Origin of the sequence: Myroides sp. A21 (assembly GCF_000807225.1) — a bacterium.
GTDB lineage: Bacteria > Bacteroidota > Bacteroidia > Flavobacteriales > Flavobacteriaceae > Flavobacterium > Flavobacterium odoratimimum.
Map to the genome: position 1 here is coordinate 2,836,745 of NZ_CP010327.1, position 23,519 is coordinate 2,860,263.

Here is a 23,519-nt window from a genome sequence, read left to right on the forward strand (position 1 = left end):
AAAATGAGATATGGAGTATTCAGTAGTTTTACATATTAAGAATATGGTTTGTCACCGTTGTGTTTTAATGATAGAACAAGAATTAAAAAAAATAGGTGTATTAGAAGCTAAAGTTGAATTGGGAAAAGTATCGCTTTTATATAATTTAAGTGAACATACTTTTAAGGTGTTTAAAGAGAGATTATATATACTTGGTTTTGAATTAATAGTAGAGAAACAAGATATACTAATAGAAAGTATTAAACAGCTAATAATAGACTTAGTACAAACGGATAGTCGCTTATCTACCAACCTATCTTATTTAATATCGGATAATTTAGCAATAGACTATAGTTATGCAAGTAAGTTGTTTTCAGAGCGAGAATCCGTTACAATAGAGAAGTTTTATATCCATCAGCGCATTGAACGTGTGAAGGAATATATTTCGTATGGTGAAATGACACTATTAGAAATAGCTAGTAAAATGTATTATAATGATTTAAGTCATTTGAGTAAACAGTTTAAAAGTGTGGTGGGAGTGTCTCCATCTCAGTATAAGAAAGAACAGAAATTTAATAGAAATTATATTGATAAGATAATTACTTAGTTTGATGCGCTATGCAGGTGAGAGTGCATAGTATTTTTTTATTTGTACTTGTAAAAGAGGACGTCGAGAGATGCTCCTCTTTTTTTGTGATATTTTATAATGATTAAAGTGACTTTATTTACTATTTGACTGTTTTTGACATGAATCACTCAATGTATTAGTTTTATCATGCTGAAAAAAGAATAAGAAATTAGCAATATGTGATTTAATCACTAAATGTGACAGAGTCTTGTAGGAGAAAAATCTAATATTATGATAATCACTATATGTGATGAAATAAGAAGTGTAACTTGTTTATATGTGTTTTATACTACAAGTATTTCTTGATGCTATGTGTTGAATATTAGTTAAATATTGATATAAAAGTAGTTATAATTCTTTTATTTGTTGATTTTAGTGAATAATAGTATGTGTGTTTGATGTATTGTTGAATATTATATGTTTGTATTGAGTTGTTTAAATAAAAAAATAACCATCCTACAGAAGTTGAAATTACGATTTAGATATGTATAACTTACCATTGATAATATGAAAAACAAGTGTGTTGTTTCTTTTGTATCAATGGAGTAGTCGTCAATCTAATTGACTTAATAAACTGGAAAAGTTGTTTTAACTAATTGTTTTCTAGAAAATAGTTACAGTGAAATATTCATTTGAACTATACGTTATTTATTCTTTTTTTGTGATTTAATAAATAGGTTTAGATCACTTGATTTTAAATACTTTGAATAGTAAATATTTGAATATTTACATTAATATAGAATTATTTAATATTTTTTATTTTTATATAATGTATTGTTTATAAGTATTTTAATTTTGTTTTTGTTGGTTTGGTATTCTTTTTTTAAACAATTTTTTTTCTGTTTTTAAATATTGGCAAGATAATTGTTTTATTGTCGATATATGCGAATAAAGCAGTAGTTAGTAAAGTGAAATAATAAATTGTGAAAAGTATGAAAAGTAGTGAAAGCGTAATTAAAAAGTTGAAACAGTTGTTAGGAATAAAAACCGATCTAGAATTAGCAAATATTTTAGAAGTAAAACCTAATACAGTATCATCATGGAAGTCGAGAGAGACTTTGCAGTATGAAAAAATCATGAATTTGTGTAAAGAACACAAAATTGATTTGAATGAGTTATTCTTTTCAAATACACATAAAGTTTTTAATACAGATTTACAAAAAAGAAAAGTGAAAATGATATCGGTAGATCATCATTTCGAGTATTTTTTAAACCCAGAAAGAACATGGGCTACTTCACCTAGTTTTGTATTTCCTACAGAAGAAGAGGTAGATACAGCATTTCAGATTTCAGCAGATAATATGTATCCTACTGTAAAAGTATCGTCTTATGTCTTAACTAAGAAAATAGATGTAGAAGAAATAAAACCATGGGGTATTTATGTGGTGGTTATAGAAGGAAAAGGTGTACTGTGTTATCGATTTAAAAGATATACTGAAAATGGTGAGTTAGCATTTATATGTGATAATGAAACATATGAGAACATTGTAGTTAGACCTCAAGATATTAGAGAAGTATTTTGTGTAAGAGGGGCATTTCTAGGAAATATTAAGAATCTTTCATAATTTTTATATTTAGTTATAAAAGCGGGTTTTTGCATTTGTGAAAGCCCGTTTTTTTATGGTCTTTAAACATTGCTTTTAGGGATCGACTCTAGTTTAAAACAGGAATAAGTTAATCTTGATTTTTGAAAATAATGAACATGATGTTGTTCTTATTTGATGAAGGATTGAAATTGTTATACTTAGCAAGTCACAAAAAGGAAAACTAAGTGTTTAGGGGATGTTGATTAAGGAAGAGATAAATTGGATTTAACCGAATTTTATTAAGGAATAACTGTTTATTTATTTAGAATGTCCTAAATTTGAAGGAATATTTTGAATAATTAAAGAGATTAAGATATGAGTCAAGAAGTTAGAGGGTTAGAACCTAAGAACTTATGGAACAAGTTCGCAGATCTAAACGCAGTACCTCGTCCATCTAAGAAGGAAGAGCGTGTGATTGAGTTCATGATGAACTTTGGTAAGTCTTTAGGTTTAGAAACTATAAAAGATGAGGTAGGTAACGTTATTATTAAAAAACCTGCTACTAAAGGATTGGAGAACAGAAAAGTGGTTGTAATGCAATCTCACTTAGATATGGTTCACCAAAAGAATAACGATACTGTATTTGACTTCGATACTCAAGGAATCGATATGTATGTAGAGGATGGATGGGTAAGAGCTAGAGGTACTACTTTAGGGGCTGATAATGGTCTAGGAGTAGCAGCTATTATGGCTATCTTAGAAAGCAATGAAATTCCACACCCTGCTATTGAGGCTTTATTTACAATAGACGAAGAAACTGGAATGACTGGTGCTAAAGGTCTTCAGGGAGGAATGTTAGAAGGAGAGATTCTTTTAAACTTAGATACAGAAGAGGATGACGAAATCGATATCGGATGTGCTGGTGGTGTAGATGTAACTGCATCTGCTGAGTATGATGAAGAAGATACACCTGAAGGATCTATCGGATACAGAATTACTGTAAAAGGATTAAACGGAGGACACTCTGGTATGGATATCCACAAAGGATTAGGAAACGCAAATAAAATCATGAATAGATTGTTATTTGATGCTTTTGATAACTTTGGATTACAGATATCTAAAATCAAAGGAGGAAGTTTAAGAAATGCTATTCCTAGAGAAAGTGTGGCTGAGGTAATTATCGCAAATACTTTTGATGAGGCATTCGTATTTGATATGACTTCCATTGTAGATGAGATTAAAGCAGAGTTACATACTGTAGATCCTAACTTTGAAGTCGTATTTGAGAAATTAGAAGCAGCTGATACTCCAAAGAAAGTAATGCCTTCTATGGCGCAATATTTCTTCGTAAGATCTATGTATACTGCTCATAATGGTGTATTCCGTATGAGTCCAGATTTCGATGACTTAGTAGAAGCTTCTAATAATATCGCTAAAGTAGATTTAGGAGAAGGTAAATTAGTAGTTAAGTGTTTAACTCGTTCTTCTGTAGAATCATCTAAATTTGATGTAGCAAATAGTCTTCGTTCTGCATTTGAATTAATGGGATGTGAAGTAGAATTCTCTGGATCTTACCCAGGATGGACACCTAATTCAGAGTCTGAAATATTAGACGTATTAGTAGATATCTATGAAAAACAAGTAGGTGAGAAGCCAAATGTAGTAGCATGTCACGCAGGATTAGAGTGTGGTATCTTAGGAACAAACTATCCTGATATGGATATGATTTCTTTTGGACCAACTATTCGCGGAGCTCACTCTCCTGTAGAGCGCGCTAATATTGCTTCTGTACAAAAATTCTGGAAATTCTTATTAGAGATCTTAACTCAGATTCCTGAGAAAAAGTAATCCAATAGATTAAAATAATGAAAAGGGTGTCCTATATTAGGATGCCCTTTTTTTGTTGCTATAATTTTTTTGATAATAAATTTTGTTTTCTGATATGTTTTTATTTTAGCGTTAAAATGTTTTATTTTTGCCTTTAAATTAACTTAATTATGTTTAGAAAAGGGTTGTTGTTATTATTGTTAAGTGTAAATTGTTTTTTTGCACAAAAAGTCAAATTGCCATTTGAATTGTCAAAAGATCACAGTACTATTTTTTTGAGGTTGCCAATGGAGAATCAAAAAGATAGTTTGCTCTTCTTCTTTGATACAGGAGCAGGAGCTCTACTTTTAGATACACAGAAGGCAAAAGAATTTGGTCTAAAAGCAGATTACAAAAGAGATATAACTGGAGCAGGAGGTAAAAAAACCTATGAGTCAATCAGGAATTATAAGGTTTATTTAGATAAAAATAATTATGTGGACAGTACTTCAGTAGTGTTAGAAGATATGTCTAGGCTGTATGCTATGACTGAAAAGAAGTTTGACGGTATTATAGGAGCTACGATTTTAAAAAATTATATAACAAAGCTAGACTTTAATACACAAATGATGAGTCTATATAATTTTGGAACAAAGGTAGATTATAGTGGTTATGAGAAGATTCCTTTTAAATTCTATAATGGTGCTTTAATTCAATTGCCTATTACGATGACATTGAATAATAATGAGCAATTCTCAGGAGATATCTTGTTTGATAGTGGTGCTAGCGCTACTGTGATAATAAATACACCCTATAAAGAAAAGCATGATTTGTTAAGTAAAATAGATAAAAAGATAACCTATTCTAGTGATAATTTGAGTAATAGTACAAGTTATGAAAAAGGATTAATTAAGAGTTTGAGGTTAGGTAGTTATGAGATTCAGAGTAGTGAATTATCAATTTCGTTTTCTTCAGATACAGAAGGTGTAAGTGCTGTAAAAGGACTGATGGGAATTTTAGGAAGTGAGATTATACATCGTTTTGACTTGATATTAGATTACAGAGATCAGTTTGTATATATTAAACCTAATGATTTGTTTGAAAAGGTATTTCATCCTTTTGTAAAACCTTTGTCTCTAATGTATAATGATAAAAGAGATCAGATTTTAATCTCAAGTGTAATTCATAATACAGAAGCTGCGGTTAAAGGGTTGAAAAAGGGGCAAAGGATTATATCTGTCAATGGTATTAGTACTAATGATATAGATAAATATGAAAGGATACTGAAAGAAGAAAATAAAAAAGTCATCATAGAATATATGAATAAGGCAGGAGATATTAAGACTGTAGAAATTAATTTAGTAAGGTTATTATAGAAATCTATTCTGCTTTTCTTTTTAATAAGAAAACGTTCGGTATTACAAAGCGCTTTAAGGTTCATAATTTAATTTAATTATTATTTCTTAAATAAACAGTTATGTATAAAGACTAGAGTATCTAAAAAATATTAATGTTTATTTAAGAATAAAGTGTACTAAAATTAGTAATTTGGTTTCAATATAATTAAAACTCAATATTTATGAAAAAATCCGTTTTAGCTTTAGCTTTAATTGGAGCACTAGCAATCTCTTGTGGAGAGAAAAAAGATACAAATGCAGTAGAAGAAACTACTGAGACAACAACTGAACAAGTAGAGGCACCAGCGCAGAAGGAATTATCTTATTCTATGGAGTGGACTGCTTTTAAAACGCCTGAGAAAGTAGGAGTAAAAGGAACATTTTCTGATATTAAATTAAATGAAGTAAAAGCAGATGCTGCTACATTAGAAGAAGCATTAAAAGGTGCTAACTTCGTAGTAGTAACTTCTTCTGTAAGCACAAATGATGCTGGTAGAGATGAGAAATTAAAAGGTGAGTTCTTTGCTAAAATGGTAGGGAATATCAATGGATTCTTTGGAGAGTTTAAAGATGGTAAAGTAATCGTAAACTTAACAATGAATGGAATTTCTAAAGAGAAAGAGTTTACTTATACAGTAGAAGGGGATGCTCTTAAACTAAATGGTTCAATAGATATCATCGCTGATTTTACGGCTCAGTCTGCATTTGATAGCTTACATGCAGCTTGTAAAGATTTACACGAAGGGAAAACTTGGTCTGACGTAGAGATTTCTGCTGAGATTAAAAAATAATTAGTTACTTTTGTAACGTAATTGAAGAGGAGTATGCTAAAATATTCCTCTTTTTTTGTACCTTTGCAAACCAAATAAATTATCTATTTTAGGATATGTTAGATAGACTACAAATTATTAAGCAACGTTTTGACGAAGTTTCTGACTTAATTATTCAGCCAGATGTAATCGCTGATCAAAAACGTTACGTACAATTAAATAAAGAGTATAAAGATTTAAAACAGTTAGTCGAAAAACGAGCTGAGTATATAAATCTTAAAGGTAATATGGAAGAAGCTAATGAAATATTAGCTGATGGAAGTGATGCTGAAATGGTAGAAATGGCTAAGATGCAATTAGATGAGGCAAAAGGTCGTTTACCAGAATTAGAGGAAGAAATCAAATTCTTATTAATACCTAAGGATCCTGAGGATGCTAAGAACGTAATGGTAGAGGTACGTGCTGGTACAGGAGGTGATGAGGCGAGTATCTTTGCTGGGGATTTATTTAGAATGTACACTAAATACTGTGAATCTAAAGGATGGAGAACATCTGTAGTAGATGTGAATGAAGGAACTTCTGGAGGATATAAAGAGGTAATCTTTGAAGTAACAGGAGAAGATGTATATGGTACATTGAAATTTGAAGCTGGAGTACACCGTGTACAACGTGTTCCTCAAACGGAAACTCAAGGACGTGTACATACATCAGCTGCTACTGTAATGGTATTACCAGAAGCAGAAGAGTTTGATGTACATATCGATATGAATGATGTACGTATTGACTTATTCTGTTCGTCAGGACCTGGAGGGCAGTCTGTAAATACAACTAAATCAGCCGTACGTATGACTCACATTCCTACAGGCCTTGTGGCTCAATGTCAGGACGAGAAATCTCAACACAAGAATAAGGATAAAGCTTTATCTGTATTGCGTTCTCGTTTGTATGAAATGGAGTTAGCGAAGAAACAGGCAGAAGATGCTACTAAACGTTCATCTCAAGTAAGTAGTGGAGATAGATCTGCAAAGATTAGAACTTATAACTATCCACAAGGACGTGTTACTGATCACCGTATTGGACTTACTCTTTATGATTTGGATGGTGTTATGAATGGTAATATTCAGAAGATTATTGATGAGTTACAATTGGTAAGTAATACTGAGAAATTAAAAGAAGGAGACGTTTTTTAATCGTCTTTTATAAATATAATAAACCACACTTGCTTTTGTATAGTGTGGTTTTTTTTAAACTATAACTACGAAACATGACTACACAACAATTAATCGAACAAATCAAGCAAAAGAAATCATTTCTATGTGTTGGCTTAGATGTTGATTTAGATAAGATTCCAACTTTTTTATTAAAAGAAGAAGATCCTATTTTTAGTTTTAATAAAGCAATTATTGATGCAACTCACCAATATGCAGTAGCTTATAAACCGAATATTGCCTTTTATGAAGCTTATGGTATAAAAGGATGGATGTCTCTGAAGAAGACAATAGAATACTTAAATACTAACTATCCTGAGGTATATACCATAGCAGATGCTAAACGTGGAGATATAGGTAATACAGCATCTATGTATGCTAAAGCTTTCTTTGAAGATATGTCATTTGATAGTGTTACTGTTGCGCCTTATATGGGTAAAGATTCTGTAGAACCTTTTTTAGCTTTTGAAAATAAACATACTATTCTTTTAGCATTGACTTCAAATCAAGGAGCATTTGATTTCCAAACAAAAGAAGTGAATGGAAAGCCATTGTATCAAGAAGTATTAGAAACTTCTCAAACGTATAAAAATGCAGCAAATTTAATGTATGTAGTGGGAGCTACTAAGGCAGAGTATTTTGAAGAGATTAGAAAAATAGTTCCAGAAAGTTTTTTATTAGTTCCAGGAGTAGGAGCTCAAGGTGGTAATTTACAGGATGTATGTAAATATGGATTAAGTAAAAATGTAGGATTGCTAATCAATTCGTCAAGAGGTATTATCTTTGCATCTAAGGAAGAAGATTTCGCAGAGAAAGCGGGATTAGAAGCTAAAGCCATTCAACAAGAAATGGAGGAGATATTAAAAAAAATGGTATGATTGTATTAAAAGATCAAATAGGGCAAGAGCATCGCTTTGAACAAGCACCAAAGAGAATTATTTCTTTAGTTCCATCTCAAACAGAAACGTTATGTGATTTGGGACTTGAAGACGAGATTAAAGGAATAACTAAATTCTGTGTACATCCTTATCATTTAGGTGTTGTCAAAATAAAAGTAGGTGGAACTAAAAAGGTACACGTAGAAAAGATTAAAGCGCTTAACCCTGATATTATTATTGCTAATAAGGAAGAGAATACTCTAGAGATTGTAGAAAGTCTGAAAGATATTTGTCCTGTTTGGGTTACTGATGTTGTTACATTAGACGATAATAAACAAATGATAGAAGATTTCGGTGTGTTGTTTAACAAACGTACAGAAGCAAAGAAATGGAATGATAAGATTGATTTTGCTATCAAGGATTTTATGTCTTTTGTAAGTACTAGAGAAGCACAAAAAGCGGCTTATTTTATCTGGAGAGAACCTTATATGGCAGCAGGTAATAATACGTTTATCAATACCCTTTTGACTTTGAATAAATTTACAAATGTGTATGCTAATCGCGAAGAGCGTTACCCTGAAGTAGAGATAAGAAAGATTAGAATTCAAGGAGATCCAGAGTTGGTATTCTTATCATCAGAGCCATATCCATTTAAGGAAGAACATGCATTTGAATTAGGAAGACATACACATCATGGGAAAACTGTCTTTGTGGATGGAGAAATGTTCTCATGGCATGGAACACATTTGTTTAATGCTTTTGAGTATTTTAAGCAAATTCATAAGAGAATAGAATAATATATTGATTGTCAGGTGAAATTAGTCTGGAAGAGAGTATAAAAAGAAAAAGCCGAGTAAGAAATTACTCGGCTTTTTTTAACTAACCCTAACTATTATGAAATCAATCATTATTGATGATACAAATATCAAAAAAATATTTAGAAAGGTCAGTTAATCGAATGTTATAATAATGTTATATTTATTTTTTTGTTTAAAAATATAGATATTATTCAATATAATTGGCTAGTTACTTTTTATTTTTAAAAAGTTTCTCGATAGAATTACTTGATGTGTTTTTTTTAGTTGAGTTTGTTAGATTATCTTGAATTGCGAATACTTCTTTTAATAGTTTAGAATCTCTAGAACCTGTGATATTTTCTCTAATATTTCCTTCTTCAACTGCGATCATTTTGAATACACCGTCCATTGTTTGGTTAGTAATATAATCTGTTAAGTCTGTTGTAACAGGAGATACTAGAGGAAGTGCATTGTAAGTAGTAGTCATTTTTTCCCAGATTACATCAGCTCCTACTGATGCTATGGAAGAATTAATCACTGGACTGAATTTAGTATATAAACTTTTAGATGTGCTTTTCTTTAAGTAATCAGTTGCAGCTGATTTGCCTCCAACTAGAATATCTTTAGCGTCTGTGAATGTCATATTCTTAACTGCGTCTACAAAGATTGGTGTAGCTTCTTTCACAGCACTTTCTGCAGCTCTGTTTATTAGTGTTAATCCTTGATCCGCTAATTTGTCCATACCTATTCTTCTTAAAGCTCTATCTACTTTTTGAAATTCTTCAGGCATTACAATTTTAACTAATTCATTTTTTAAGAAACCATCTGGTTGTGATAGTTTACTTACTTGATCAGCAATTCCTTTATCAAGAGCTTCTTTTAATCCTTTGGCAACTTTATCTTGTGTAAGAGAATTGATAAGATTGTTTTTTTTAGTGGTTTGTGCATTGATGATTGGGGAATAGGCTAATGTACTCATGGTTAGTACAGCAGCAATCATTGTCTTTTTCATAGTGTTTTATTTATCTGTTATTGTATTTACTTCTAGTTTTATTGCTTTTCTAGCAATTTCTAACTTTTCTTTTATTATAATATTTTTTGCAATTAAAGCCTGTCTAAGGTGACTAGCATCGATAATGTTAGGGTTATTGCTTATTTGATGTATTAATTCTATAATACTATTCTTTGATTGGACTATAATTTGCCAAAGTTCTTCACTAATGTAGATTTGTTGGGCTACGTTATAATCAAATTCTTGTTCGATATGATTAATTAAATTGATTTGATATAGCACTTTATCATCTGTAGTAGGCGTTATTCTTAAAACTAATTTTTTTAAATCTATACGTTCAATTAGTATAATAAAACGTTCAAAAGCTTGTAGTTTTAAAGCTTGTAAGTCTATTGTATTTTGGGTTTTGAGTTTTTCTAATAGGACTAAATCTTTTTTTGTTTGATTTCTCAAAATACGGTTAAAGAATGTATATGCTAAAGCTGCTGAAATTAAGGCAGGTAGAGTATAGGCTAATAGCTGTAAAACAAATTCTGTGCTCATTGCGATCTTTTTAAGCAAAAATAGGGAATATTATGTTTGCTGTGATAATTTTTATGGTCGCAAAAAACTTGTTATAAAGGTATAGTAATTGTAATTTTGACATTTTCGAGTAAATTAGATATGCAAAATTATATAGATCAGTTAAATGAGGCTCAAAGAGCGCCTGTACTTCAGAAGGATGGACCAATGATAGTAATCGCAGGGGCTGGGTCGGGGAAGACGAGAGTGTTGACTTTACGTATTGCTTATTTAATGCATCAAGGGGTTGATGCTTTTAATATTCTAGCGTTAACGTTTACCAATAAGGCAGCTCGTGAAATGAAAGTAAGGATTGCTCAAATTGTTGGGAGTTCGGAAGCTAAAAATCTATGGATGGGAACATTCCACTCTGTATTTGCTAAGATACTTAGAGCGGAGGCAGATAAGTTGGGGTATCCGAGTAACTTTACTATCTATGATTCTCAAGATAGTCAACGTCTTATAGGGCAGATTATAAAAGAGATGCAATTAGATAAAGATATCTATAAACCAAAAGAGATATTAAGTAGAATATCATCCTATAAAAATAGCTTAGTAACTGTAAAAGCTTATTACAATAACCCTGAGTTACAAGAGGCTGATGCAATGAGTAAAAGACCTCGTATAGGGGAAATTTACAATAATTATGTAGAGCGTTGTTTTAAATCAGGAGCAATGGATTTCGATGATTTATTGTTAAAGACAAATGAGCTTTTGACTCGTTTTCCTGATGTGCTTTCTAAATATCAGAATAGATTCAAGTATATATTAGTGGATGAGTATCAGGATACTAACCATTCACAATATCTTATTGTTCGTGCATTATCAGATCGCTTTCAGAATATTTGTGTAGTTGGGGATGATGCTCAAAGTATCTACGCCTTTAGAGGAGCGAATATTAATAATATTTTGAACTTTCAGAAAGATTATGAAGGTGTGCAGACTTATCGATTAGAACAGAATTATCGTTCGTCACGAAATATTGTAGAAGCGGCTAACTCTGTTATTGATAATAATAAAGTTAAGCTAGAAAAGGTAGTATGGACGGCGAATGACTTTGGACCAAAGATAAAAGTACATAGATCATTAACAGATGGAGAGGAAGGACGTTTTGTAGCTTCTACTATTTTTGAAGAAAAGATGCAAAATCAAAAGAACAACAGTGATTTTGCTATTTTATATCGAACGAATGCACAGTCTCGTGCTATGGAGGATGCTTTGCGTAAAAAGGATATACCTTATCGTATTTATGGTGGTCTATCGTTTTATCAAAGGAAAGAGATTAAGGATGTATTGAGTTATCTAAGACTGGTAATTAACCCTAAAGATGAGGAAGCATTAGTACGTGTAATTAACTATCCAGCAAGAGGTATAGGAAATACTACTTTGGACAAATTAACAATTGCTGCTAATCACTATAAGCGTTCTATATTTGAAGTAGTTGAACATATTGATAAAATTGACTTAAAGATTACTGCTGGTACACGAAATAAATTGAGTGATTTTAGCAATATGATTAAGGCTTTTCAAGCCTTGGAAGAGACAATGGATGCTTATCAATTGACAGAGCATATTGTTAAGAAAACTGGGCTTGTTCAAGAGATGCGTAAGGATACTACTCCAGAGGGTATTACACGTATGGAGAATATTGAGGAATTACTTAATGGTATTAAAGATTTTATTGATGGGCAACGAGAGGTAGATGGAGCAAGAGGAGCTTTAAGTGAGTTTATGGAAGATGTAGCTTTAGCTACAGATTTAGATAAAGATACGGGTGATGATGATAGGGTGGCCTTGATGACAATCCACTTAGCAAAAGGACTGGAATTTCCTACTGTGTTCTGTGTAGGAATGGAAGAAGATCTGTTTCCAAGTGCAATGAGTATGAATACTAGAAGTGAGTTAGAGGAGGAAAGAAGATTGTTCTATGTTGCTTTAACACGTGCAGAGCATCAGGCTTATTTAACTTATGCTCAATCAAGATATAGATGGGGTAAATTAGTAGATAGTGATCCTTCTCGATTTATAGAGGAGATTAAGGATGAATATTTAGAGTATTTGACTCCAATAGAAACGAACTATAGATATAAGCCAACAATTAATGCTGATATTTTTGGTGATGTAGATAAGAGTAAGTTGAGATTGAAAAAACCTGTTGCGGGTACTCCTCCTGCTTATGTAACCGATAATGAAGAACCAAAAGAGAATAGGAATATAAGGAAATTAAAGCCTGTAGATGCTTCACCAACTAAGACTACTAGTCTTACAAATGGTAATCAACTGTTAGAAGTAGGCCAGGTAGTTATGCATGAACGTTTTGGTAAAGGGGTTATTATTAATCTTGAAGGTGTTGGTGCAGATAAGAAAGCAGAGATTCGATTTGATGTTGGAGGAATAAAAAAACTGCTGTTAAGATTTGCTAAGCTTCAAGTTTTATAGTAAATTGTATAGAGTATAAAAAATATAAGTATGTCACAGTTTATAAAGATTTATCCAGAGAATCCTAATGAAAAGGAAATTGATAAAGTGGTTAAGGTATTAAGAGAGGGAGGTCTAGTTATCTACCCTACTGATACTGTGTATGGGTTAGGATGTGATATATCAAATTCTAAGGCATTAGAAAGAATTGCTAAGATTAAAGGAATAAAACTAGATAAGGCTAACTTTTCTTTTGTTTGTTATGATCTAAGTAATATTTCTAACTATGTGAAGCAGATAGATACTTCTACATTTAAAATATTAAAGAAAGCATTACCTGGTCCTTATACTTTTATTCTTCCTGGAAATAATGAACTTCCTAAAGAGTTTAAGAAGAAAAAAACAGTAGGGATTCGTGTGCCTGATAATAATATTGCAAGAGAAATTGTTAGAAAACTTGGTAACCCAATAGTATCTACTTCTATTTATGATGAAGATGAGATATTAGAGTATACTACTGATCCAGAATTGATATTTGAAAAATGGCAAAATATAGTTGATATTGTTATTGATGGAGGGTATGGAAATAATGAAGCATCAACAGTAATTGACTTGTCAGGAGAAGAACCTGAAATTATAAGAGCAGGTAAGGGAGATACTGATATCTTCTAAAAGAATCAAATAAGTATAAAAACGAATTAATAAACAAGGTTAATTTACAGTTACAAGCTATATAAGCTTAATTAAATTAGGGTTTTTCAAACTGAATTGTTATTTTTGTAACTGTTTATATTAAAAGCTAAACGTATCACACTATGAATTTACATGAATTTCAAGGTAAAGAAATATTAGCTAGCTACGGTGTAAGAGTACAACGTGGATTAGTAGCTAACAACGCAGAAGAAGCAGTTGAAAAAGCAAAACAACTTACAGAAGAAACTGGTACAAGTTGGTATGTAATTAAAGCTCAGATCCATGCAGGAGGAAGAGGTAAAGGAGGAGGAGTTAAGTTGGCTAAAAACTTAGACGAAGTAAAAGAAATCGCTGGTAAGATTATCGGTATGGATTTAATTACTCCACAAACTCCACCAGAAGGAAAAAGAGTTAACCGTGTTTTAGTAGCAGAGGATGTTTACTATCCTGGAGAAAGCGAAACTAATGAGTTTTACATGTCTGTATTACTTGATAGAGCTAAAGGACGTAACATGATTATGTATTCTACTGAAGGAGGTATGGATATCGAAGAAGTTGCTGAGAAAACTCCACACTTAATCTTCAAAGAAGAAATCGATCCAGCAGTTGGATTACAAGGATTCCAAGCTAGAAGAATTGCTTTTAACTTAGGATTATCTGGAAATGCTTTCAAAGAAATGGTTAAGTTCGTAGATGCTTTATATAGAGCATACATTGGAAGTGATTCTTCAATGTTCGAGATTAACCCTGTATTAAAAACTTCTGATGATAAAATTTTAGCTGTTGATGCTAAAGTGACTTTAGATGATAATGCATTATACAGACAAAAAACTTATGCTGAGTACAGAGACGTTACTGAAGAAAGACCTATCGAAGTAGAAGCTAAAGAAGCAGGATTAAACTATGTGGATTTAGATGGTACTGTAGGATGTATGGTTAACGGTGCTGGATTAGCAATGGCTACTATGGACTTAATTAAGTATGCTGGTTTCGAACCTGCTAACTTCTTAGACGTAGGAGGAACTGCTGATGCTAAACGTGTTGAAATCGCTTTCCGTATTATCTTAAAAGATCCTAACGTAAAAGCTATTTTAATTAACATCTTTGGAGGTATCGTTCGTTGTGACCGTGTTGCTCAAGGTGTTGTTGATGCATACAAGAACATGGGTGACGATATTAAAGTGCCAATCATCGTTCGTTTACAAGGAACTAATGCTGAATTAGCAAAAGAAATTATCGATCAATCAGGTATGCCTATTTTATCTGCTATTGCTTTCCAGGAAGCTGCAGACCAAGTAAAAGTGGCTTTATCATAATTTAGATAAAAGAATATAAAAAAGGCTAGCTCATTTGAGCTGGCCTTTTTTATTATGTGTTTTTATAGGAGAGATAAAAAAATAAAGCTATTCTTTTAAAGAATAGCTTTATTTTTATTTTTTTCCATTTTTGAATTTGATTCCTGCTAATGGTGATTTAGGAGTAGTCTTTTTATTAGAAGTAGTCTTCTTTTTGAAATCTACGTTTTTACCTGAGTTTCCTTCTTTTTTAGGCGCTGGTTTAGTTTTCTTGTCCGTTGTCTGTTGTTTAAATGGTTTTATTTCAGACTTATTGGAAGCTAATACTTCTAATGGATTCTTAGGGGCTTCTTTTGTTCCTCTTAAGTGAATTACTAAACCATTTAGAAAGTTTCTTAGAATTTGATCTCCACATTCTATGTATTTAGGATGGTCAGCATTTCTAAAAAAGTTACCAATTTCACCTTTTGAAATTCTAAAATCAACTAATTCTAAAATTTCTACTATTTGATCGTCGCGTAATTGTAAAGCAACTCTCAGTTTCTTTAATATGTCGTTATTATTCATTCTATCTATTTTTGCAAAGGTAATTAAATTATCTACAGTTTATCTTTTAAAGCTTTTATTTCGTCTCTTAAACGAGCTGCATTGATAAAATCTAAGTCTTTAGCAGCTTTTTCCATTTCTTTTCTCTTCTCTCTTATTATTTTTTCTATATCAGCTTTGGATTTGTATTTAAGAGTTTCTTCTGCTGCTTGAAGAATAGTTTCTTTTTGGATGTCTTCATAAGAAGCTTTGACTAATTCACTAGATATTTTTTTGTTAATAGCAGTAGGAGTGATGTTGTGCTTCTTGTTGAAATTCATCTGCTTTTCTCGTCTATAGTTTGTTTCATCTATAGTTTTTTGCATGCTATCTGTAATTTTATCTGCATACATAATTGCTTTTCCATTTACGTTTCTAGCGGCTCTTCCAACAGTTTGTGTAAGTGATCTATGACTTCTAAGAAAACCTTCTTTATCAGCGTCTAAAATAGCTACTAGAGAAACTTCGGGTAAGTCTAGTCCTTCTCTTAATAAGTTTACTCCAATTAATACATCAAATAATCCTTTTCGTAAATCTTGCATAATTTCAACACGCTCTAACGTGTCAACATCTGAATGAATATATCTACATCTTATTCCTACACGAGTGAAATATTTAGCTAGTTCTTCAGCCATTCTTTTGGTTAGAGTAGTGACTAATACTCTTTCATCTTTTTCAACTCTTGAATGGATTTCTTCGATTAAATTATCTATTTGATTTTCTGTCGGTCTAATTTCGATTATGGGGTCAAGTAATCCAGTAGGACGGATTAATTGCTCTACATAAATACCTTCTGATTTTTGTAATTCATAATCAGCTGGGGTTGCAGAAACATATACTACTTGATTTTGCATTGCTTCAAATTCCTCGAATTTAAGAGGTCTGTTGTCTAGTGCGGCAGGTAGTCTGAATCCATATTCTACTAGATTTTCTTTACGAGATCTATCACCTCCATACATGGCATGTACTTGTGATACAGTAACGTGACTCTCATCGATAACCATTAGATAATCATCTGGGAAATAATCTAGTAAACAGAATGGGCGTGTTCCTTGTTCTCTGCCATCTAGGTATCTTGAATAGTTTTCAATACCAGAACAATAGCCGAGCTCTCTGATCATTTCTAAATCAAAGTTAGTACGTTCTTCTAGACGTTTAGCTTCTAAGTGTTTTCCTATTTCTTTGAAGTAATCAACTTGTTTAACAAGGTCTTGTTGTATTTCCCATATAGCTTTTTGTAGTACATCTGGCGATGTTACAAACATATTAGCTGGATAAATATTAAGGTTGGTGTATTTCTCTATTACAGCAGAAGTTGAGGGATTGAATACTTCAATATCTTCAATTTCATCTCCAAAAAAATGTATTCTAAATGGATTGTCTGCATAACTAGGGAATACTTCTACTGTATCTCCTTTTATTCTAAAAGTTCCTGGGGTGAATTCGGCTTCAGTTCTAGCATATAAACTTTGTACTAATCTATGCAATAGTTTTGTTCTGCTTATTTGTTGATCTAATTCAAGAGTGATTACGTTTTTTTGGAACTCAATAGGGTTACCTATACCGTATAAACAAGAAACAGATGCTACTACAATAATATCTCTTCTTCCTGAAAGTAGGGCAGAAGTAGTGCTTAATCGCATTTTTTCTAGTTCTTCATTGATAGATAGATCTTTTTCTATATAGGTACCTGTAACAGGTAAGAATGCTTCAGGTTGGTAGTAGTCATAGTATGAGACAAAATACTCTACTGAGTTATTAGGGAAAAAACTTTTGAATTCTGTGTATAGTTGTGCTGCTAATGTTTTGTTGTGAGCAAGTATTAGTGTAGGTCTGTTTACTTCGTTAATAACATTTGCAACAGTAAATGTTTTTCCAGAACCAGTAACTCCAACTAATGTTTGGTATTTTTCATCTGCATTGATTCCCTGAGCAAGTTTTTTTATTGCTTCAGGTTGATCCCCTGTTGGTTTATACTCTGAATTTAATTTGAATTTCATAGTTGATTTAATAAGTATACAAAGTTACTTATTAAAAATAAAAAAAGCGCAAGAATAATCTTGCGCTTTAATATGATTAGATTGAATTCTAAATTTAGTTAATTTTGAATACAACTTTTCTTGCAATTCTACGAGCTGCAGCTGAATCTTTAGACACTGCGTCATCGATTCCGTTTCCTTTAGCAGAAACTTTAGAAGCACTAACTCCAGATTTAACTAAGATATCTTTAACTGCGTTAGCACGTCTTTCAGATAACTTATTGTTGTAAGATTTGTTTCCTACTGCATCAGCATAACCCATAACTTCAACAGAAGCATTTGGATTAGCTTTTAAGTAGTTAACGATGAAATTGATTCCGTCAACGTTTGTTGGTTGAGTTTTATCAAAGTCAAAATAAGCAGCAACATATCCTTTGTTGATTAATTCTTTAATCATGTTAGAATCGTTACCTGCAACAGCTTGCTCTGGTTGGTTACCATATTTCTCAGCGATGAAAGCTTCGATGTTATCAGCGATACCGTTGTTGTTTTTATCGATATTTCTACCTCTAGAATCAACTAAAGCACCAGCTGGTGTATTAGGCTCTAGATCTAAGTAATCTGGCACACCGTCTCCATCAGAGTCAACTAACATGCTTTCTACTTTAGATACTCTTCCGTCTAATTCAGCTAATAAAGCATTTTCTTGTTCTGCTTCAGTATACCAATCAGCGTGTTGAGCATTTTTACCTAAATAGATAGAAACTCCAACAGAAGCGTTAAACATAGTTCCTTGAGCGATAGAACGGTTAGTTGTACCTACACCATTCCAGTTTTTGTTTTGCTCTAAGTTTTGAATAACTGTAAAGTCTGCGTTTAATGCAACACGTGGGTGAACTTTAATTTGACCAGTTAATCCAGCCATTAAGTGTCCCATATTGTCTGTTCCAGAGAATGCATCTCCGTTCATCCAAGAGTAACCTCCCCCAGCGTGAGCTTGTACGTTTAATACTTTAGTCCAAGTTTCGAAGTTTAAAAGTCTTCCAACGTTAACAACCCCTTCTAAGCTTGTTCTGTAGTGGTTAGTGTTTAAATCAGCATCATTAGTCCAGTTGTCTAATTTATCATAGCCAAAAGAAGCTTTAATACCAAATTTGTTGTTTAAGCTATAACGTACACCTCCATCTAAGTGTAAGTTTTTGAATGTTTCAGCAGATTGACCTGCTCTAGCTGGTTTAGCAAATCCTCCATTTAAGTCAATAGACCATTTGTTGTAAGGACTTTGAGCATGAACAGCACCAAAAGCTAATACAGAAGCCAATAACGGTAATGTTAATTTTTTCATAGTTGTCTTTTTAATTTCCATTAAACATGATTAAAATAATCAGTTTTTTTACTAATCGCTTATGGAGCAAATATAAGGCAAAGATTTGTAATAGAAAGATAAAATGTTGTTTTTTTGTAAAAAAGGATAGTTTTAGTACTTTTGTTTCATAAAAATTGTATAATATGGGATATGTTTCGAAGATATTCGTTACTGTAGATGTAGTATTGTTTAAAAAATATTTAAATATTTCACAGATATTATTAATAAAGCGCAAAAATGAACCGTTTCGTGATTATTGGGCTTTACCTGGTGGTTTTGTAGACGAAAATGAAGATTTAGAGATTGCAGCAAAGCGTGAATTACGTGAAGAAACGTCAATCGACCTGAATCAACTTACTCAAATTAAAGCATATGGGAAACCTTTTAGAGATCCAAGATCGCACATGGTGACTGTAGCTTTTTGGGCAGAAGTAGGAGAGGGGGTTATTGGTGAAGCTGCTGATGACGCTAAAGAATTGAAATGGTTTAATATAGATGATTTACCACAGTTAGCTTTTGATCATTTAGATATTATAACTGATGCGGTAGATATATATAAAAAAAAATAAGTCTGTACAGACTTATTTTTTTATGCTTTACTTTCAAGAAGTTTTTTTTCCATGATAAAAGTACCAAATGGAACAATTGAAGCTAGACAGATAAGGCCATACTTTTTCATACTCCATTTTTCATCACTTTTAAGTACTGTAGCCATTACTATATATAGTATAAACAATACTCCATGTGCCATTCCGACTTTACTTACCATTTCTGGTTTGTGTAGAAAGTATTTTAAGGGCATAGCGATAAACAAAAGTGCTAGTAGAGATAAACCTTCAAGCAGCGCAACAATTTTAAATGTCTTTAGCATCTTAATTAAATTAGAAGTTTTAAGTATGCTAATATAGTTTTAAAATAGAAACAAAAAAAGCCTAACAGGAGTTCTGATAGGCTTTTATATTTAGATTAACATTTTAATTAGAAATCTAATAAACGATTGTTGTAATCTTTTAAGTCTTCTAAGTTATGTTTGTTATTAATGTCTTTGTATAAAGATAATAAGTACTGTAAACTTTCTAAGTCATTCTTAGATTCTTTCTCAACTGCAGTTGCCCCTTCTTCTCCTTCTTCTTCGATCGGCTCATCAGATGGTATTGCAATTAAAAAAGCTTTGTTGTTTTGAATGTGCTCATAAGCTAAACGAATAGATTTAACTAACACTGGTTTTTCTTCAAGTAGAGCAAACTCTCTAAGTTTTTGTAAATCTGCTACAATGTTTTCTACAACAAGACCATCAGAAATTAAATCTGATTGAATCTTTTTAATCAATTTTAAAGCATTTGCGTTTTCCACAGTAAATATCTTTTAAGTATAAAAAAATTATGGTGCAAAAGTAAACTTTTTAGATGATTATAGTGAAACAAAAGATGAAATATTTTGAACAAATTTTTGCAAAGTGCTGATTTTTCGTTTTTTATTTATGAATTGTTTCTTTTTTAAGATGATAGAAAGGTTTCTTATTTGTGTTATAAAATAAAAAACCGCCCTTTTCATAAGAAAAGTAGCGGTTTTTTTCAAACAAACTAAACCAAATCGTTTGTATTCGTACTAGAATACATATTCGTTTGACTCTACCAATTTCGTTGCAATAGTTTCTCTAAGTGCATTTACATTTGGTAAGTTTACATATTTTGTAAATCTGCGTAGTCCCATTAGCATTACACGTTGTTCATCACCTTCAGCAAAAGAAGCGATACCTTCTTTTCCTTTTGCTCCGATGATATCTACAGCGTGGTATAAGTATAATTGAGCCATAGCGATTTGTTCTTTGATATTCTCTTCTCCTTTTAACTTCGCTAATTTCTCAGTTCTAAGGATAGCACTTTCTGCCATATAAATTTCAATCATCATATCAGAAGCAGCCATTAATAATGCTTGGTGTTTATCTAGGTCTGGACCATATTTTTGAACAGCACTACCAGCTACCATTAAGAAAGCTTGTTTCAGTTTGCTGATCATTTCTTTCTCTTCTGCAAATAATTCAGAATAATCAGGTACATCAAAGCTTGGTATACTCATTAATTCATCAGCTACTTTCATAGCAGGACCTAATAAATCTACATGTCCTTTCATTGCTTTTTTGATTAACATTCCAACTGCTAGCATACGGTTAATCTCGTTTGTTCCTTCATAGATACGAGATATACGAGCATCTCTCCATGCACTTTCCATAGGTGTGTCTTCTGAGAATCCCATTCCTCCGAAGATTTGGATTCCTTCATCAGCACATGATTGAACATCTTCTGACACTGCTACTTTAAGGATAGAACACTCAATAGCGAATTCTTCTACTCCTTTTAATTCAGCCTCTTGATGTGAATTTCCTTCAGCAACACGTTGGTTAATTCTTTCTTCAATAGAAGCAGCAGCTCTATATGAAGCAGCTTCACCTACATAAGCATTTGTAGCCATCTCTGCTAGTTTAGTGCGAATAGCACCAAAAGTAGAAATTGGTGTTTTAAATTGGATACGCTCATTAGCATATTTTACTGATTGCGTGATTAAACGGCGTTGAGAATCTAAACAAGCAGCAGCTAATTTAATACGTCCTACGTTTAATGCATTCATTGCAATCTTGAAACCGTTTCCTCTTTCTGAAAGCATATTTTCCACAGGAACTTTTGTTTCACTGAAGAATACCTGACGAGTAGAAGATGCTCTAATACCTAATTTGTGTTCTTCTTCTCCTAAAGTAATTCCATTGCTAGGATCGTTTTCTACGATAAATCCTGTGATATTTTTATCATCTTCTATACGTGCAAATACGATAAATACATTACAAAAACCAGCATTAGAGATCCACATTTTTTGTCCTGTGATAGAGTAGTGTTTCCCATCAGCTGATAAGACAGCTTTTGTTTTACCTGAGTTAGCATCAGATCCAGCATCTGGTTCTGTTAAACAGTAAGCACCAAACCATTCTCCTGAAGCTAATTTTGGAACGTATTTTTTCTTTTGTTCTTCGTTACCATATAATGTAATTGGCATTGTACCAATTCCTGTATGAGCACCAAAGGCAGTTGAGAAAGAACCTGTTGCTCCTGAAATATAATCACATACCAGCATTGTAGAAATGAACCCCATTTCTAATCCTCCATAAGCTTCTGGTACAGCAACACCTAATAATCCTAATTCTCCAGCTTTACGCATAGAAGCTTCTGTGAAAGCGTAATCTTTTTTCTCAAACTTTTCTTTGTTTGGCCATATTTCTTTATCAATGAATTCTTTTACAGAATCACGCATCATGATTTGTTCTTCTGTGAAGTCTTCAGGAGTAAATACGTCTTGGTATTTAGTTTCTTTAATTAAAAATTGTCCTCCTCTTGTGATATCTTTACTCATAATATATTTCGTTTATTGGGTTAATAGCTTTTATAATAGTTCATAGATTCCTGCAGCACCTTGTCCTGTACCGACACACATCGTTACCATTCCGTATTTAGATCCACGACGTTTCATTTCATCAAATAGTTGTACTGATAGTTTAGCACCTGTACATCCTAGAGGGTGTCCTAACGCAATAGCACCACCGTTTACATTGACGATATCAGGGTTGATACCTAGTTCTCTAATTACAGCTAATGACTGAGAGGCAAAAGCTTCATTTAATTCGAATAGGTCTATATCTTTTAGTTGTAACCCAGCTTGTTTTAAAGCTTTTGGAATAGCTTTTACTGGACCAATACCCATGATGCGTGGTTCTACACCAGCTGCAGCATAATTAACCATACGAGCGATAGGCTCAATGTTTAATTCTTTAACCATTTCTTCTGACATCACCATAACGAATGCAGCACCATCACTCATTTGAGAAGAGTTACCTGCTGTTACAGATCCATCAGCAGCAAATACAGGTCTTAGTTTTGCTAAAGCCTCAATAGAAGTTCCTGCTCTAGGGCCTTCATCTTTAGTGATTGTATATGATTTGCTATCTTTTTTACCTTTTTCGTTAATGAATACTTCATTAATGTTGATTGGAACAATTTGATCATCAAATTTTCCATCTGCTTGTGCTTTTAAAGCTTTCATATGAGAGTTAAAAGCAAACTCATCTTGATCTTCACGAGAAACTTTAAATTGATGGGCTACCGCTTCAGCTGTTAATCCCATTCCCCAGTAGTAATCTTCGTGTCCTTCTTTTGCTACACCATAATCAGGAGTTGGTTTGTATCCTCCCATAGGGATATAACTCATACTTTCTGCTCCACCAGCGATAATACAATCAGCCATACCAGCTTGGATTTTAGCAACAGCCATTCCAATAGTTTCTATACCAGATGCACAGTATCTATTTACTGTAACTCCAGGTACATCATCTATTTTTAATCCCATAAGAGAGATTAGACGTCCCATGTTTAATCCTTGTTCAGCCTCAGGCATAGCGTTACCTACCATAACATCATCAATACGTGATTTGTCAAATTCAGGTAGTTTACTCATTAAATATTCAATAGTTTCAGCAGCAAGTTCATCAGGTCTTTTAAATCTGAATACTCCTTTAGGAGCTTTACCTACAGCTGTTCTATATCCTTGTACTATATATGCAGTTTTCATATTCTTT

At 32.4% G+C, this 23,519-nt stretch carries 21 protein-coding genes; 12 read left to right on the forward strand and 9 right to left on the reverse strand.

Translation table 11 applies throughout. The features are described 5' to 3' along the window. The first annotated feature begins 10 nt into the window (after positions 1-10). From MYRA21_RS12730 to MYRA21_RS12765, 8 genes are all read left to right on the forward strand, one after another. A complete protein-coding gene (locus MYRA21_RS12730; protein ID WP_006263402.1) occupies positions 11-586 on the forward strand; it encodes a helix-turn-helix domain-containing protein in 576 nt (191 codons plus the stop codon). A 953-nt stretch (positions 587-1,539) separates the two neighbouring features. Continuing rightward, positions 1,540-2,172, forward strand: coding sequence for a helix-turn-helix domain-containing protein (locus MYRA21_RS12735; RefSeq protein WP_006259172.1), 633 nt, complete (start codon positions 1,540-1,542; stop codon positions 2,170-2,172). A gap of 336 nt (positions 2,173-2,508) precedes the next feature. Next, positions 2,509-3,981 (forward strand): aminoacyl-histidine dipeptidase, encoded by a 1,473-nt coding sequence (locus tag MYRA21_RS12740; RefSeq protein WP_006259171.1) that lies wholly within the window; start codon positions 2,509-2,511, stop codon positions 3,979-3,981. A 149-nt stretch (positions 3,982-4,130) separates the two neighbouring features. Continuing rightward, the gene (locus MYRA21_RS12745; RefSeq protein ID WP_039329277.1) at positions 4,131-5,315 is read left to right on the forward strand and encodes an aspartyl protease family protein; all 1,185 of its coding nucleotides are present in this window, start codon (positions 4,131-4,133) and stop codon (positions 5,313-5,315) included. A 203-nt stretch (positions 5,316-5,518) separates the two neighbouring features. Next, positions 5,519-6,127, forward strand: a complete 609-nt coding sequence (locus MYRA21_RS12750; protein WP_006259169.1) for a YceI family protein — start codon at positions 5,519-5,521, stop codon at positions 6,125-6,127. Between the two features lie 95 nt (positions 6,128-6,222). Continuing rightward, the gene (gene prfA, locus MYRA21_RS12755) at positions 6,223-7,296 is read left to right on the forward strand and encodes a peptide chain release factor 1 (protein WP_006259168.1); all 1,074 of its coding nucleotides are present in this window, start codon (positions 6,223-6,225) and stop codon (positions 7,294-7,296) included. A 74-nt stretch (positions 7,297-7,370) separates the two neighbouring features. Next, the gene (gene pyrF, locus MYRA21_RS12760; protein ID WP_006259167.1) at positions 7,371-8,192 is read left to right on the forward strand and encodes an orotidine-5'-phosphate decarboxylase; all 822 of its coding nucleotides are present in this window, start codon (positions 7,371-7,373) and stop codon (positions 8,190-8,192) included. After that, positions 8,189-8,989, forward strand: a complete 801-nt coding sequence (locus tag MYRA21_RS12765) for an ABC transporter substrate-binding protein (protein ID WP_006265129.1) — start codon at positions 8,189-8,191, stop codon at positions 8,987-8,989. Before pyrF ends, MYRA21_RS12765 begins: the two co-directional genes overlap by 4 nt. A 229-nt stretch (positions 8,990-9,218) precedes the next feature. Here MYRA21_RS12765 and MYRA21_RS12770 read toward each other — a convergent pair whose 3' ends face one another. Together MYRA21_RS12770 and MYRA21_RS12775 are read right to left on the reverse strand one after the other, a co-directional pair. Next, entirely contained in the window at positions 9,219-10,001 is a 783-nt protein-coding gene (locus MYRA21_RS12770; RefSeq protein ID WP_006259165.1) for a DUF4197 domain-containing protein, read from the reverse strand. A 6-nt stretch (positions 10,002-10,007) separates the two neighbouring features. Further along, positions 10,008-10,544 (reverse strand): hypothetical protein, encoded by a 537-nt coding sequence (locus tag MYRA21_RS12775; protein ID WP_039329280.1) that lies wholly within the window; start codon positions 10,542-10,544, stop codon positions 10,008-10,010. Positions 10,545-10,664: 120 nt separating this feature from the next. On the opposite strand from MYRA21_RS12775, the gene MYRA21_RS12780 reads away from it, so the two are divergent. From MYRA21_RS12780 to sucC, 3 genes are all read left to right on the forward strand, one after another. Beyond that, positions 10,665-13,001, forward strand: coding sequence for an ATP-dependent helicase (locus MYRA21_RS12780; RefSeq protein ID WP_039329283.1), 2,337 nt, complete (start codon positions 10,665-10,667; stop codon positions 12,999-13,001). A 30-nt stretch (positions 13,002-13,031) separates the two neighbouring features. After that, on the forward strand, positions 13,032-13,652 hold the full coding sequence (locus tag MYRA21_RS12785; protein ID WP_006263406.1) for an L-threonylcarbamoyladenylate synthase: 621 nt from the start codon (positions 13,032-13,034) through the stop codon (positions 13,650-13,652). Positions 13,653-13,795: 143 nt separating this feature from the next. Next, positions 13,796-14,989 (forward strand): ADP-forming succinate--CoA ligase subunit beta, encoded by a 1,194-nt coding sequence (gene sucC, locus MYRA21_RS12790; RefSeq protein ID WP_006259161.1) that lies wholly within the window; start codon positions 13,796-13,798, stop codon positions 14,987-14,989. Between the two features lie 114 nt (positions 14,990-15,103). Here sucC and MYRA21_RS12795 read toward each other — a convergent pair whose 3' ends face one another. From MYRA21_RS12795 to MYRA21_RS12805, 3 genes are all read right to left on the reverse strand, one after another. Further along, entirely contained in the window at positions 15,104-15,535 is a 432-nt protein-coding gene (locus MYRA21_RS12795; protein ID WP_006259160.1) for a DUF1456 family protein, read from the reverse strand. A 32-nt stretch (positions 15,536-15,567) separates the two neighbouring features. Further along, positions 15,568-17,553, reverse strand: coding sequence for an excinuclease ABC subunit UvrB (gene uvrB / locus MYRA21_RS12800; RefSeq protein ID WP_006259159.1), 1,986 nt, complete (start codon positions 17,551-17,553; stop codon positions 15,568-15,570). Between the two features lie 94 nt (positions 17,554-17,647). After that, positions 17,648-18,877, reverse strand: a complete 1,230-nt coding sequence (locus MYRA21_RS12805) for an OmpA family protein (protein WP_006259158.1) — start codon at positions 18,875-18,877, stop codon at positions 17,648-17,650. Between the two features lie 164 nt (positions 18,878-19,041). On the opposite strand from MYRA21_RS12805, the gene MYRA21_RS12810 reads away from it, so the two are divergent. Further along, positions 19,042-19,467 carry an NUDIX hydrolase gene (locus tag MYRA21_RS12810; protein ID WP_006259157.1) on the forward strand — a complete coding sequence of 142 codons (426 nt, stop codon included), beginning with the start codon at positions 19,042-19,044 and terminating at the stop codon, positions 19,465-19,467. 20 nt (positions 19,468-19,487) lie between these two features. Here MYRA21_RS12810 and MYRA21_RS12815 read toward each other — a convergent pair whose 3' ends face one another. From MYRA21_RS12815 to MYRA21_RS12830, 4 genes are all read right to left on the reverse strand, one after another. Continuing rightward, positions 19,488-19,769, reverse strand: coding sequence for a DUF3817 domain-containing protein (locus MYRA21_RS12815; RefSeq protein ID WP_006259156.1), 282 nt, complete (start codon positions 19,767-19,769; stop codon positions 19,488-19,490). A 107-nt stretch (positions 19,770-19,876) separates the two neighbouring features. Continuing rightward, positions 19,877-20,251, reverse strand: a complete 375-nt coding sequence (locus MYRA21_RS12820) for a hypothetical protein (protein ID WP_006259155.1) — start codon at positions 20,249-20,251, stop codon at positions 19,877-19,879. Between the two features lie 255 nt (positions 20,252-20,506). Next, entirely contained in the window at positions 20,507-22,300 is a 1,794-nt protein-coding gene (locus tag MYRA21_RS12825) for an acyl-CoA dehydrogenase family protein (protein WP_006259154.1), read from the reverse strand. A gap of 30 nt (positions 22,301-22,330) precedes the next feature. Next, positions 22,331-23,512 carry an acetyl-CoA C-acyltransferase gene (locus tag MYRA21_RS12830; RefSeq protein ID WP_006259153.1) on the reverse strand — a complete coding sequence of 394 codons (1,182 nt, stop codon included), beginning with the start codon at positions 23,510-23,512 and terminating at the stop codon, positions 22,331-22,333. Positions 23,513-23,519: the final 7 nt, after the last annotated feature.